At 43.6% G+C, this 13460-nt stretch carries 16 protein-coding genes; 15 read left to right on the forward strand and 1 reads right to left on the reverse strand.

Annotated elements, in window-relative coordinates:
- Positions 1-15: 15 nt before the first annotated feature.
- From efp to recN, 10 genes are all read left to right on the forward strand, one after another.
- Positions 16-573, forward strand: a complete 558-nt coding sequence (efp, locus tag LCU_RS01155; RefSeq protein WP_004265504.1) for an elongation factor P — start codon at positions 16-18, stop codon at positions 571-573.
- A gap of 35 nt (positions 574-608) precedes the next feature.
- Positions 609-1052, forward strand: coding sequence for an Asp23/Gls24 family envelope stress response protein (locus LCU_RS01160; RefSeq protein ID WP_004265607.1), 444 nt, complete (start codon positions 609-611; stop codon positions 1050-1052).
- Positions 1052-1480, forward strand: a complete 429-nt coding sequence (gene nusB / locus LCU_RS01165; protein WP_004265598.1) for a transcription antitermination factor NusB — start codon at positions 1052-1054, stop codon at positions 1478-1480. Before LCU_RS01160 ends, nusB begins: the two co-directional genes overlap by 1 nt.
- A 161-nt stretch (positions 1481-1641) precedes the next feature.
- Positions 1642-2493 carry a bifunctional methylenetetrahydrofolate dehydrogenase/methenyltetrahydrofolate cyclohydrolase FolD gene (gene folD / locus LCU_RS01170; protein WP_081038303.1) on the forward strand — a complete coding sequence of 284 codons (852 nt, stop codon included), beginning with the start codon at positions 1642-1644 and terminating at the stop codon, positions 2491-2493.
- Entirely contained in the window at positions 2486-3835 is a 1350-nt protein-coding gene (xseA, locus tag LCU_RS01175) for an exodeoxyribonuclease VII large subunit (RefSeq protein WP_056965817.1), read from the forward strand. Before folD ends, xseA begins: the two co-directional genes overlap by 8 nt.
- 1 nt (position 3836) lies before the next feature.
- Positions 3837-4067, forward strand: coding sequence for an exodeoxyribonuclease VII small subunit (locus tag LCU_RS01180; RefSeq protein WP_004265512.1), 231 nt, complete (start codon positions 3837-3839; stop codon positions 4065-4067).
- A complete protein-coding gene (locus LCU_RS01185) occupies positions 4067-4939 on the forward strand; it encodes a polyprenyl synthetase family protein (RefSeq protein WP_039098130.1) in 873 nt (290 codons plus the stop codon). The genes LCU_RS01180 and LCU_RS01185 overlap by 1 nt, the downstream gene beginning before the upstream one ends.
- An 8-nt stretch (positions 4940-4947) precedes the next feature.
- Entirely contained in the window at positions 4948-5778 is an 831-nt protein-coding gene (locus tag LCU_RS01190; RefSeq protein WP_056965819.1) for a TlyA family RNA methyltransferase, read from the forward strand.
- Positions 5779-5858: 80 nt separating this feature from the next.
- Positions 5859-6311: an arginine repressor gene (argR, locus tag LCU_RS01195; RefSeq protein WP_056965822.1), complete on the forward strand. Its 453-nt coding sequence runs from the start codon at positions 5859-5861 to the stop codon at positions 6309-6311.
- A 48-nt stretch (positions 6312-6359) separates the two neighbouring features.
- Positions 6360-8060 (forward strand): DNA repair protein RecN, encoded by a 1701-nt coding sequence (gene recN / locus LCU_RS01200; protein ID WP_056965824.1) that lies wholly within the window; start codon positions 6360-6362, stop codon positions 8058-8060.
- Between the two features lie 50 nt (positions 8061-8110).
- On the opposite strand, the gene LCU_RS01205 is transcribed toward recN, so the two are convergent.
- Positions 8111-8437: a hypothetical protein gene (locus LCU_RS01205; RefSeq protein ID WP_004265483.1), complete on the reverse strand. Its 327-nt coding sequence runs from the start codon at positions 8435-8437 to the stop codon at positions 8111-8113.
- A gap of 121 nt (positions 8438-8558) precedes the next feature.
- Here LCU_RS01205 and LCU_RS01210 point away from each other — a divergent pair, with 121 nt between their 5' ends.
- The 5 genes from LCU_RS01210 to priA all read left to right on the forward strand — a co-directional run bounded on the left by LCU_RS01210 (position 8559) and on the right by priA (position 13453).
- A complete protein-coding gene (locus tag LCU_RS01210) occupies positions 8559-8783 on the forward strand; it encodes a YdbC family protein (protein WP_004265515.1) in 225 nt (74 codons plus the stop codon).
- A 71-nt stretch (positions 8784-8854) separates the two neighbouring features.
- On the forward strand, positions 8855-9466 hold the full coding sequence (gene gmk / locus LCU_RS01215; RefSeq protein ID WP_004265611.1) for a guanylate kinase: 612 nt from the start codon (positions 8855-8857) through the stop codon (positions 9464-9466).
- A 4-nt stretch (positions 9467-9470) separates the two neighbouring features.
- Positions 9471-9728 carry a DNA-directed RNA polymerase subunit omega gene (rpoZ, locus tag LCU_RS01220; RefSeq protein ID WP_039098128.1) on the forward strand — a complete coding sequence of 86 codons (258 nt, stop codon included), beginning with the start codon at positions 9471-9473 and terminating at the stop codon, positions 9726-9728.
- An 89-nt stretch (positions 9729-9817) separates the two neighbouring features.
- The gene (gene coaBC / locus LCU_RS01225; protein WP_056965826.1) at positions 9818-11020 is read left to right on the forward strand and encodes a bifunctional phosphopantothenoylcysteine decarboxylase/phosphopantothenate--cysteine ligase CoaBC; all 1203 of its coding nucleotides are present in this window, start codon (positions 9818-9820) and stop codon (positions 11018-11020) included.
- Between the two features lie 18 nt (positions 11021-11038).
- A complete protein-coding gene (gene priA, locus LCU_RS01230; RefSeq protein WP_056965827.1) occupies positions 11039-13453 on the forward strand; it encodes a primosomal protein N' in 2415 nt (804 codons plus the stop codon).
- Positions 13454-13460 lie beyond the last annotated feature (7 nt).

The raw sequence follows: 13460 nt of genomic DNA on the forward strand, positions 1-13460 counted from the left end.
CTCGGAGGATAAACAATGTTATCAGTAAATGATTTTAAAAATGGCTTGACCATTGAATTTGACAACAACCTATGGCGGATTGTTGAATTCCAACATGTTAAACCAGGTAAGGGTGGCGCTTTTGTCCGCTCAAAACTTAAGAATTTAAGAACGGGTGCCAATCAAGAAAAGACATTCCGTTCAACTGAAAAAGTTGAAAAAGCAATCATTGATACAAAATCAATGCAATATCTTTATGCAGATGGTGACAACCACGTCTTCATGGATACTGAAACTTACGAACAATTAGAATTACCAGCAGCACAAATCAATGATGAATTGAAATACTTGAAAGAAAATATGCAAGTTTCTATCATGATGTATGGTAGTGAAACCTTAGGGGTTGAATTACCAAACACGGTTGATTTAGCAGTGGCTGCAACAGAACCTGGTGTTCGTGGTGATACATCTTCGGGTGGTACTAAACCAGCAACACTTGAAACTGGCTTAGTGGTCCAAGTACCGTTTTTCGTTAACGAAGGTGATTTGTTAACGATTAACACATCTGATGGGAGTTACATCTCACGGGCATAGGCTAAATTAGCAAGAACTTGTTAGGAGGGGTTTCGATGGCAGAAGAAACAAATATTGTACTTGATACACAAGAAAATGCATTGGGCAAGATTCAAATGGCACCTGAAGTTGTGGAAGTGATTTTAGGGATTGCAGCAAGCAAGATTGATGGGGTCCACCAAATGCGGGGGACGTTATCATCATCCATTAACGAATTGTTTGGTCGTTCGAATCACGGTAAAGGGGTAACTCTTAAGGTGATTGATGGCAAAGTGAATGCGGATGTTTATGTTTATCTGAACTATGGTGTTTCTGTGCCGAAGGTTGCCCTTGCGATGCAAGAAGCCCTTAAAGAACAATTATTGTTCATGACTGATTTAGAACTAGCAGAAGTCAACGTACACGTGGTGGGCGTTGTCACTGAAAAAGCACCAAAAATTATTGATCCAGATGACTTATTTAACGATGAAACACCTGATCAAAATGGAGACCAATCTTAATGCCTAATTTTAACCGACACCAAATTCGCCAAGCTGCATTTCAAGTGTTGTTTGCGTTAAATGCTAATGACACATTAGAATTGGCAGATGCTTACCAAGCCGTTTTAACCATGGATCAATTCGATGCTGAAGAAGTTGAAGAAGTTGCTGTTCCAGACTACCTTGCCTTCTTGGTAACGGGCGTCACAGAACATCAAGCAGAATTAGACGCCGCTTTAACGCCATACTTGAAGAAGGGCTGGCAACTATCACGGTTAGCCAAACCGGATTTAATTATCTTGCGTTTAGGGTTGTTTGAAATGCAAAATTCAACAGAAGCACCCGATAAAGTGGCGTTGAATGAAGCGCTCGAACTTGCTAAACAATTTACAGATGATCAAGCAAAAGGTTTTATCAACGGCGTTTTATCTAAATTCGTTGAAGCTTAATTAGTAAAATACGAACGAAATCACTTAAAACACGTTAAAAAGTATTTTTTTAGCGTGTTTTTTTGAATTTAAACGGTCATTATCAGCTGATAACCCGGAATTAACCGATTAACTATGCTAAAATAGAAACATCAAATATCGATAAATAGGGGTTGTTAACTTTGGAATTACTAGATGGTCGAGCACTTGCAAATGAATTAACACAAGCACAACAAATGGCGGTGGCAACACTCAAACAACAAGGGGTAACCCCGAAATTAGTGGTCGTCATGGTGGGTGATGATCCAGCAAGTGCGATTTATACGCAAAGCAAGCAAAAAAGAGCGACTAAAATTGGCATGGCATCTGAGTTAAAACGCCTGTCTGCTGAAACAACGGAAGCTGATTTATTAGCGGTTGTTCGCCAACTAAATACGGATGAAACCGTTGATGGCATTTTAGTCCAATTACCATTACCAAAACAAATTAATGAAGACCATATTATCCGGGCGATTGACCCACAAAAAGACGTTGATGGTTTTAGCCCAGTCAATATTGGGCGATTATGGCTTAATCAACCGGGCTTAGTGGCCTGTACGCCAAATGGGATTATGCGCTTATTGGCAGCTCACGATATTGACGTGGCTGGCAAAAATGTCGTGATTGTTGGCCGGAGTAACATCGTTGGTCGGCCATTGGCAGCTTTAATGCTCAATGCCAATGCCACGGTCACGATTGCGCACAGCAGAACGGCAGACTTAAAAGCCCTAACGAAAACAGCCGACATCTTAGTGGCGGCCATCGGTAAACCACACTTCTTCGGCATTGAGGATGTCAAAGAAGGGGCGGTTGTTGTCGATGTCGGCATTAATCGGCTTGAAGATGGAACAGTCACCGGTGATGTCGATTTTGAAGCCCTTAAATCACATGTTAGTGCGATGACGCCAGTTCCGCGTGGCGTGGGGCCAATGACGATTACGATGCTCATGGATCAAACGATTGAGATTGCAAAGGAACGTGCTAAACGTGGTTAAACCAACAGACTATTTAACAGTCACCGCATTAACGCAGTATTTAAAGGCTAAATTTGAACGCGATCCGTATTTGGATCGGGTTTATTTAACCGGCGAAATTTCAAACTTCCGCTTACGACCGAATGCGCATCAATATTTTAGTTTAAAAGATAATAAAGCTAAGATCAGTGCCATTATGTTCAAGTCCGCTTTTGAAAAGATTAAGTTCACTCCTGAAGAGGGGATGAAAGTGCTTGTTGTGGGCCGGATTTCCTTGTACGAAGCAACTGGAAACTATCAGATCTATGTGGAACGGATGGAGCCAGATGGTCTTGGTGCATTGTATCAAGCCTATGAACAGCTAAAAGCTAAATTATCGGCTGAAGGCTTGTTTGATGCACCAAAGCAACTATTGCCGCGCTTTCCAAAACGGATTGCGGTGATTACGAGTCCTTCTGGGGCTGTTATTCGCGATATTATAACAACGACGCAACGTCGGTATCCAATTGCCCAACTCGTCTTATTCCCAGCGGTGGTTCAAGGTGACGGTGCGGCTGATATTTTAGTCGATCGACTGAATCAAGTTAATCAACAAGGGGATTTCGATACAATTATCATTGGTCGTGGTGGTGGTTCGATTGAAGATTTATGGCCGTTTAATGAAGAACGCGTTGCGCGCGCGATTGTTGCCAGTCAGATTCCGGTGATTTCATCAGTTGGTCATGAAACGGACACGACTATTGCTGATTTAGTGGCGGATGTCCGGGCAGCGACACCAACAGCAGCAGCTGAATTAGCAACACCGGTTTTGACGGACGAAGTGTTGAAGTTGAAACAACAACGTTTGCGGTTATATCAGGCATTTTCGAAAACATTGGCATTAAACAAAAAGCAATTGGTCCACTTACAGAACAGTTACGTCTTAAAACAGCCGCAACGCTTGTATGACGGCTATTTACAAAATGTCGATCAGTTGCACCGTCGTTTATTGTTGGCGCAACAACAACGCTTACAGACTAGTCAACAGAATGTACAACTCTTGCAGCAACGCCTGCAGTCGCAATCACCAAGTGGTGCGATTCAACAAGCACAAAGAATGTTGACTGATACCGATCATCGTTTGAAACGAGCAATCGAGAGCCTTGTCCAAAATCGGCGGCAACAGGCTGGACAAGCGGTGGCGGCCTTGGATCTCGTAAGCCCGTTGAAAATTTTGGGACGCGGATTTGCTTATGTAACGGATGATAACCAAAATGTAATGAAAAAAATGACCGATTTTACGGTCGACCAATCAATCGAGTTACATGTCCAAGATGGCCTCGTGAACGCGCGTGTCACGGCCACTCATAAAGGAGACGAATAAGATGGCAGAAAAGAAATTAACATTTGAAGAGAACTTAGCACAATTGGAAGCAATTGTGAATGAACTGGAAACGGGCGATGTGCCACTTGAAAAAGCGATGACTGCTTTTCAAAAGGGTGTTAAATTAAGTCAAACATTAGAAGAAACCTTAAGTAAGGCTGAAAAAACGATGGCCAAAGTGATGGCAGATAATGGCGAAGAAGTCCCATTGGATGCTGAGGCACAAGAATAATGGTTGATTTCAAAACGTTTGCGCGCCAACAAGTGCCCGCATTTGAAACCTATTTGACTGAGCAACTTGCTCAGATTGAAGAACCAACCTTGCAAAAAGCGATGACCTATTCAGTGATGGCTGGCGGGAAACGTCTCCGGCCACTTTTGGTATTTGCGGTGCTTGCAAGTGCGGGGCGACCGATTAATCAAATGGCGTATCGCGTAGCGGGGGCATTGGAATTAATTCATAGCTACTCATTGATTCATGATGATTTACCGGCGATGGATAATGATGACTTACGGCGCGGTCAACCTACGAACCATAAGGTTTTTGGCGAGGCGCAAGCTATTCTAGCCGGCGACGGGTTATTGACACTTGCATTTGAATGGTTAACGACGACCGATTTGACGACTGATCAGCAGAGCCGCGCTGTTCGATTATTGGCGCAAGCAGCCGGTCCAAGTGGCATGGTTGCTGGTCAGATTGAAGATATCGAAGGACAAACTAAAACTTTATCGTTAGTTCAATTGAAACAAGTCCATCAGCTCAAAACGGGCCGTTTGATTGAATGCGCGGTCGGCTTAGGTGCGATTTTGGCTGATTTATCCGATGAACAAATGGCTAGTTTACAGCTTTTTGCGCAAAATTATGGGTTGGCATTTCAGATCCAAGATGATATTTTAGACGTGACAAGCACTACAGAAGCGATGGGCAAGGCGGTCCATAAGGATGCTGACGAACATAAGAATACTTTCCCAGGCTTATTGGGCTTAGCCGGTGCAAAAGACGCGTTGGATGAGACTTATCAGGCCGCGCAAACTGCTTTAACGGATTTATCCGGGTTAGATAAAGCACTATTAAATAGTTTTTTAAACTATTTTAATGAATAGGAGAACAGATGAAAAAAGAACGGGTAGACGTATTATTAGTCCAACAGGGATTATTTGATTCCAGAGAACAAGCAAAACGGTCTGTGATGGCTGGTGAAGTGTACGGTAAAAATGATGAACGAATCGACAAACCGGGCGAAAAAATCGACGCTGAAACTGTCTTAAGTGTCAAAGGGCGTAAGATTCCGTATGTTGGCCGAGGGGCTTTAAAATTGGCGAAAGCGGTCGAGGTTTTCAACATCGATTTACAGGATAAAATCTCACTTGATATCGGTTCTTCAACAGGGGGCTTTACTGATGTGGCGCTTAGAAATGGGGCCAAACTCTGTTACGCACTAGATGTGGGCTATAACCAACTAGCATGGAAATTGCGCGAAGATCCACGCGTCGTAGTGATGGAACGGGTTAATTTTCGTTACAGTCAACCAGAAGATTTCACCAATGGTCAACCAGATTTTGCCATGACGGATGTTTCGTTTATTTCGTTACATAAGATTTTGGTGCCGTTGAAACCCATCTTGAAACCGGACTGCGAAGCGGTTGCTTTAATTAAGCCGCAATTCGAAGCCGGCCCTGAAAATGTCGGTAAACACGGGATTGTGCGTGATCCGAAAGTGCATAAGATGGTGGTTAAAGACATCGTTGATTTTAGTTTAGCGACGGGCTACGACGTGCTAGGGTTAGATTTTTCACCAATTAAAGGTGGTGAAGGCAATATTGAATTCTTGATTCATCTACGGAATACGACGGCTGAGACTGGAACGATGGCCCCAAACATGAATATTGATACGGTTTTAGAGAATGCCTATGCTGCTTTGAAACGACCAACGGGAAAATAGTGTATAAAACTTTGTATTTTATGTATAAATGCGCTATCATTGAGGAATAGAATAATTTCTCACATGAAGAGGGTGTTTTAATGCGCAAGGTAGATCGGCAACGACTGTTAAAAAATTTAATCCAGACCCATGAGATTGAACGACAAGAGGATTTTGTGAAGCTGTTACAAGCGGAAGACATCGATGTTACGCAAGCCACGATTTCGCGGGATATTAAAGAAATGCAGCTCATTAAAGTGCCAAATGCGGACGAGGGCTATCACTATAGCCTACCGCCTGAAAAGAAATTAGACGTTAAAGAAAAGTTGCGCCGGATTTTACGCGACGCCTATATTACGCATAACCAACAAGACTATTTTGTCGTGATTAAAGCCTTACCGGGTAACGGGACGGCAATTGCTAATCTTTTGGATCAAATGCAGCTCAGTGGTGTATTTGGTACAATTGGCGGCGACGACACCGTGTTGGTGATTTGTAAATCAGAAGAAAATGCTAAACAGTCTACGAAGTTTATTGAAGACTTGCTAAAGTAATTTGGCAAGTTTTTTTAGCATCAAGAGAAACGAAAGGGGGATGATCAGATGTTACAAGAGTTGGTCATTCACGATTTTGCAATTATCGATCAGTTAGCAATTAGTTTTGAAGAAGGGATGACGGTGCTCTCGGGGGAAACCGGAGCCGGTAAGTCAATTATTATCGATGCAGTCGGGTTACTCGCTGGCGGCCGGGGTTCACAAGACTTTATCCGGACTGGTGCTAAAAAAGCGACCCTTGAAGGCTTATTTACGATGACGCCTAATGGCACAACCGCCGCAGTATTAGACCAGTTTGGCATTGAACACGACGAACAAACCGTCTTGTTACAGCGCGATTTAGCCGTTAATGGACACAATGTTTGTCGGGTCAACGGTCATTTGGTCAATACAACCACTTTGAAGCATATTGGAGAAACCTTAGTTGATATTCACGGTCAAAATGAACACCAAGAATTAATGTATCCAGATCGCCACTTGGGGTTGTTGGATGAATTTGCGCATCAAAAGTTAACAACCGCGAAGGCAGCCTATGCCGAAACTTATGCTGCCTATCGTAAAACACAGCGTGCCTTGAAGCAAAAACAGCAAAATGAACAAGAATGGGCGCAACGCTTGGATATGCTGAAATTTCAAACTAACGAAATTGATGCAGCCCAATTACAGGCTGATGAAGAAAGCAAGTTAGTCGAAGAACGAGCCAAACTAATGAACTTTCAAAAAATTAACCAAGCATTGCAAGCCAGTCACACGATTTTAGCAGGAGAAGACGGGAATGCGTTAGACCAAATCGCAGTTGCAATGAATCAGATGCAAGAAATTGCTGAACTCGATCCAGAATTCAAGCGTATTGCGGACAGTCTGCAGACTGGTTATTACACGTTGCAAGATAGTAGCATTGATATTAGTCGGGAAGTTTCAAACTTAGAATGGGATGAAGCACGGTTAGATGAAATCGAACAACGGCTAGAAACTATTAATAATTTGGAACATAAGTATGGTGATTCAATTGCCGAAATTCTCGCTTATGGTGAAAAAATCGGGGCTGAACTAGCAGCGATGCAAGCAACTGAAGCGAACGCAAGTGAGTTGGAGCAGCAATTCACGCAACTTGAACAACAACTTAGGACAAACGGACAAACGTTGACGCAATTACGCCAAAAAGCAGCTAAGCAACTTGAAAAAGCGGTTCATCAACAGTTAAAAGCGTTATACATGGAAAAGACGGTCTTTAAAGTTGAATTCTTGCCAAATGAACAGGAACAGTTCATGGCTTCCGGGATGGACAAAGTTGAATTTTACATTCAACCCAACCCTGGTGAAAAACTACGGCCGCTCGCTAAAATTGCTTCTGGTGGGGAATTATCGCGCTTGATGTTAGCCCTTAAAACGATTTTCTCCGAATCACAAGGCGTTACTAGCATCATCTTTGATGAAGTTGATACCGGAGTGAGTGGGCGTGTGGCCCAAGCGATTGCCAATAAGATTAGTGAAATTGGCCAACATTCGCAAGTGCTCTGCATTACGCATTTGCCGCAAGTCGCAGCAATGAGTGATCATCAATATCAAATTCAAAAACAAGTGAAACAAAATCGAACAGAAACGTCCGTTCAAAAAGTAACCGGTAAACAACGGATTGCTGAACTGGCACGGATGTTAGCGGGGACTGAAGTAACAGAGTTAACTTTAGAACATGCCGAAGAATTGGTGGCATTAGCGGAAACGGCTAAGCAAAGTCGCCGACATTAAAATAAGGGTGCAGCCAAAATATTTTTTTGGCTGCACCCTTATTTTTTTGCTTAATTTTTCTTTTGAATGTAACGAATTTGATTGCAAAGGACAATCTTGTAGAGGTTCGAACGACTCTCTTTTAGCAGATACTTGTTCGCACTGAGTTGTTTAACCAAGCGCCCGGTCACTTGTTCGAGATGATCGTTAACATTGAATTGCACCGCAACATGGTAGTGGCGTTCAAACGCTTGGGTCATAAATAATTGAATCTGAGCAGGTTGCATTTGGGGTTGTTCAACAAAAGCAGTCGCTTCTGGTGTAAGTTCAAAAAAGCGGTGATATTGTTTAACCAATTGTTGACTGAGTCCGCTAACCGTTGCTTGTTTAAATTCCATGATTTCATCCTCCGAACACTTGTTTGTGTTTTCATTATACGAACAAACGTTCAGAATTGCAAGCGGCATTTTTTGATTTTTTTCGTGTATAATAGGATGAACTGATAGAAAGGGTGATTTGATGGGCAAAATTGAATATGAAATTATGGCAGAAATCGGTGTGTTGAGTGAAAATCCAGCTGGTTGGCGTAAAGAATTGAATTTAATCTCTTGGAATCAACGTGCACCAAAATTTGATTTGCGAGATTGGGCACCGGATCATGCCAAAATGGGTAAGGGTGTGACGCTGTCAAACGACGAAATTGCGTCCTTAAGGTTAATTTTAAATGAGATGGAAACAAAGTAGACTTGAAATTTCCCGCCAAATAGTGCAGAATAGACTTTAACTATTTTATAAAAGAAGAGGGAATTACGTAGATGTCCAATCGAGGAATGTTGATCGTTTTATCAGGCCCATCAGGGGTCGGTAAAGGAACTGTCCGTCAAGCAATGCTAGAAGATGAATTTCGTGATTTTCACTATTCAGTTTCGATGACGACGAGAAAGCCAAGACCAGGCGAACAAGATGGTGTTGACTATTATTTTGTGAGCAAAGAAGAATTCGAGCAAGAAATTGCAAATGATGGTATGCTAGAGTATGCACAGTACGTGGATAATTATTATGGCACACCGATGAAGTATGTGAATCAGACACTAGACTCAGGGCGCGATGTTTTATTAGAAATCGAAGTCCAAGGCGCAATGCAAGTGCGCGAGAAGTGTCCCGATGGCGTCTTCATCTTCTTGACACCACCCGATTTATTAGAATTGCGGAATCGAATTCAAAAACGCGGCACAGACGATCAAGCAACGATTGATAAGCGGATGCAAAAAGCAGCCGACGAAATCAAGATGATGGAAAATTACGATTATGCTGTCGTCAACGACGAAATTCCAAATGCGGTTCAACGAATCGAAAAGATTATCGAAAGTGAACACTTACGAGTGCCACGTGTGATCGACCAATACAAGAAAATGATAGGGGAATAATAATATGATTGTATATCCTTCAATTGATAAGTTACTAGAAAACGTGAACTCACGTTACTCATTGGCTGTTTTAGCTAGCAAGCGGGCCCATGAAATCGAAGCCGGTGATATTAAGATGTTATCTGAATACAAATCACCTAAAACGGTTGGGATGGCAATGGAAGAAATTGCTGCTGGCAATGTCATTATTGATCCTGATTCATTGATGCTTGAAAAAGATGCTGAAAAAATGGATAAGCTCGCTCAAAAAGACAGCGAATAAGAATAATTAAAGAACCTGCATGTTTAGTTTATTCATCGATGGATGTTTAAATTAAAGTGCAGTTTTTTTAGTTTTAGGGGGTTTTGAAAGTGGATTTAACGAATAAACGAATTGCAGTTTATGTGACAGGTGGCATTGCCGTCTACAAAGTGGCTAATTTGGTGCGTGGATTGATTAAAGCAGGTGCTGAGGTCCAAGTGGCAATGACTCAGGCGGCAACCGAATTTGTCACGCCACTGACGTTTGCCACATTAACGCGTAAACCCGTGTTAACTGATTTGTTTAATCAAGACCAACCGGATCGGGTTGCCCATATTCACTTAGCGGATTGGACTAATCTGGCGGTGATTGCTCCGGCGACTGCTAATCTAATCGGGAAACTCGCTAATGGGATTGCTGACGACTTTGTCTCGACCGCCTTGTTAGCCACTACCGCGCCCAAATTAATTGTGCCGGCGATGAATGAACATATGTGGTTTAATCCAGCTACCCAACGGAATTTAACCCAACTTAAAGCAGATGGCTATACTGTCATGGAACCGGATACCGGCTTTTTAGCGGAAGGCTATGCTGGTGTCGGGCGGTTCCCTGAAGAAACCGCGATTATGGCAGAAGTTGCGCAACAATTCGGACCGCAACGGTTAAGTGGGCAGAACGTGGTGGTGACTGCCGGTGGGACACAAGAACCAATTGATCCGGTACGCTACATTGGCAACCGATCTTCTGGTAAAATGGGGTATGCAGTGGCCCAAGCAGCCGTGGCGATGGGGGCGAATGTGATCCTCATCAGTACGCGTCCAGAATTGCCAGTGCCGGCTGGTTTGCACAAAATAATTTACGTTGAAACGGCGGCGCAATTACAAGGCACAGTTAGCAGTGTCTTTGAAGGGGCCGATGTTGTGGTGATGGCTGCGGCGGTTGCCGATTTTAAACCGGCCCAATATGTCACGCACAAAATCAAAAAACAACCGAACACAACTGAGATGCAGTTAACTTTAGACCGCACCCCAGATATTTTGGCGACGCTTGGGCAACAGAAGACGCATCAATTCTTGGTCGGTTTTGCGGCAGAAACAGATGATTTACTACAACATGCCCAAACCAAACTAGCAGCTAAAAATGTTGATTTACTCGTGGCGAACGATGTCAGTCAGCATGATCGGGGCTTTGGTGTTGATCAAAATGCGGTTACGCTTTTACAACCGAATGCAGTACCGGAAACATTAGCGTTGGCGGATAAAAGTGTGATTGCGACTCAAATTCTAGAACGAGTTGCTGAGTTGTTAGCTTAACTAAAAAGGAGGATTCAGATGCCACAAATCGCAAAAGTGATTGTCGATGTGCCGACGATGCAAACTAATCGGCCATACGATTACCAAGTACCGGATACTTTATTAGACAGTATTCAACCTGGGATGCGTGTGGCGGTTCCTTTTGGCAAAGGTGATCGATTAATTCAAGGCTTTATCTTGTCCATTCAAGATCAAGCCAATTTTGAGGGGCAATTAAAGCCGATTACGGCGGTCATTGATTTACAACCGGCTGTGAATTCAGAATTACTTCAATTATCAAGTTGGTTGGCAGAGCGGACCTATGCCTTTCAGATTACGTGCTTACAAACGATGCTCCCAAGTGTGATGCGTGCTAAGTACTCTAAGACCGCGCAACTAGTTGATGAAATTGATCCAGCCTTACAAGCAAGCCTGTTCAATGGTAACGACGAATTAACGTTTGACCAGTCGCTAGATCCCGAAAAGTTAAAACAATTGATGCAGTTACAACGCCAAGGGAAAATCGAAGTGGTCTACCATGTCGATGATCGCGCCCGCGTGAAGCAATTAACGGCGATTGAACCGGCATTATCGTTTGAACAGTTAGAAGAAGCGCGGACCGGCTTACGTAAGTCAGCGCAAAAGCAGAGTCAACTCATTAGTTATTTACAAAGTTTAATTGATCAACCCAATCCCTTATTAAAGGATGTTTTGACCAAGACGACTTTTACCCGGGAGAATATCAAGACAGGCGCCGACAAAGGTTGGTTACGCCAAGTTAAAGTTGAAGCTTATCGAAATCCTTATCCTAAAACCGTCACGACGACGCAAAAAATGGCGTTGACTGATGAACAGGCTGATGCGGTAGAAGCCGTTGTGGCGGCTACTAAGGCCCAATCTGATCGGGTTTTTCTAGTCGAAGGGATTACGGGCAGCGGTAAGACCGAAGTTTACTTGCAAACGATTGATGCGGTCTTGCAACAGGGGAAAACTGCATTAATGTTAGTCCCTGAAATTGCTTTGACCCCGCAGATGGTCAAACGCGTGAAGGGTCGCTTTGGTGATCAAGTTGCCGTTTTACATAGTGGCTTATCCGAAGGTGAAAAGTATGATGAATGGCGGCGAATTGAACGCAAAGAAGCCAGCGTTGTCGTTGGGGCGCGGTCAGCCGTTTTTGCACCATTGGAGAATATCGGTGTGATTATCATGGATGAAGAACATGAAGCTTCCTATAAACAAGATGAAAGTCCGCGCTATCATGCCCGCGATGTTGCCATCTGGCGGAGTCAGTACCATCATTGCCCAGTGATTCTCGGGAGTGCAACACCGTCGCTTGAATCGCGTGCCCGCGCCCAAAAAGGCGTCTACCAACTCTTGCGCCTGACGCAACGGATTAATCAACAGCCATTACCGGCAGTTGAGTTGGTTGATATGCGCGAGGCGATGAAGCAACAAGCCAGCAGCAACTTTTCACCTGCACTATTAGATGCGTTGAAGGATCGGTTGCAAAAAGGCGAACAAAGTGTCCTCTTGTTGAACCGGCGCGGTTTTTCATCCTTTATCATGTGTCGCGATTGTGGCTTTGTCTTGCAGTGTCCCAACTGTGATATCTCACTCACGTTGCATATGGATACGCACTCGATGAAGTGCCATTACTGTGGTCATGAAGAAGCAATTCCGCGGACTTGTCCAAATTGTCAGAGTCGCCAGATTCGCTATTTTGGAACGGGAACACAAAAAGTCGAAGCAGAACTCCAAGAGCTGATTCCAAATGCTCGTATTCTACGCATGGACGTTGATACAACCCGCAAAAAAGGTGCGCACGCTAAATTACTCAAACGCTTTGGCGACCACGATGCCGATATTTTATTAGGCACGCAGATGATTGCCAAAGGGCTTGATTTTCCCGATGTAACGCTTGTCGGCGTGATTAACGCCGATACCGCTCTTGGGTTACCTGATTTTCGGGCAAGTGAGCGCACGTTTCAATTATTGACGCAAGTCAGTGGCCGTGCTGGTCGTGCCGATAAAATCGGTGCGGTTATCGTTCAATCTTTTAATCCGGAAAATTACGCCATCCAATTTGCCAAGCAACATGATTATGAAGGCTTCTATCAATATGAGATGGCAGTCCGCCATCGGGGCGGCTATCCGCCGTATTATTTTACGGTACAGTTAACGATTAGCCATCCTGAAGAAGCGTTGGCAGCCAAGAAGAGTTTCCAGATTGCCCGTCAATTACGGCCCGTCTTATCCGACCAAGCGATTGTGCTGGGTCCGACGCCGAAGTCGATTGCGCGGATTAATAATCGTTATTTCTATCAAATTGTGATTAAATATAAACAGGAACCACAACTTCAGGCGAAACTCGCCGAGATTCTCGAAACGACCCAAATTGATACCCGTCATGGTTTCAAGATTGGGTTGGACAATGAACCCCTACAATTTACTTAAAGTGAGC

Origin of the sequence: Latilactobacillus curvatus JCM 1096 = DSM 20019 (genome assembly GCF_004101845.1) — a bacterium.
Lineage (GTDB): Bacteria > Bacillota > Bacilli > Lactobacillales > Lactobacillaceae > Latilactobacillus > Latilactobacillus curvatus.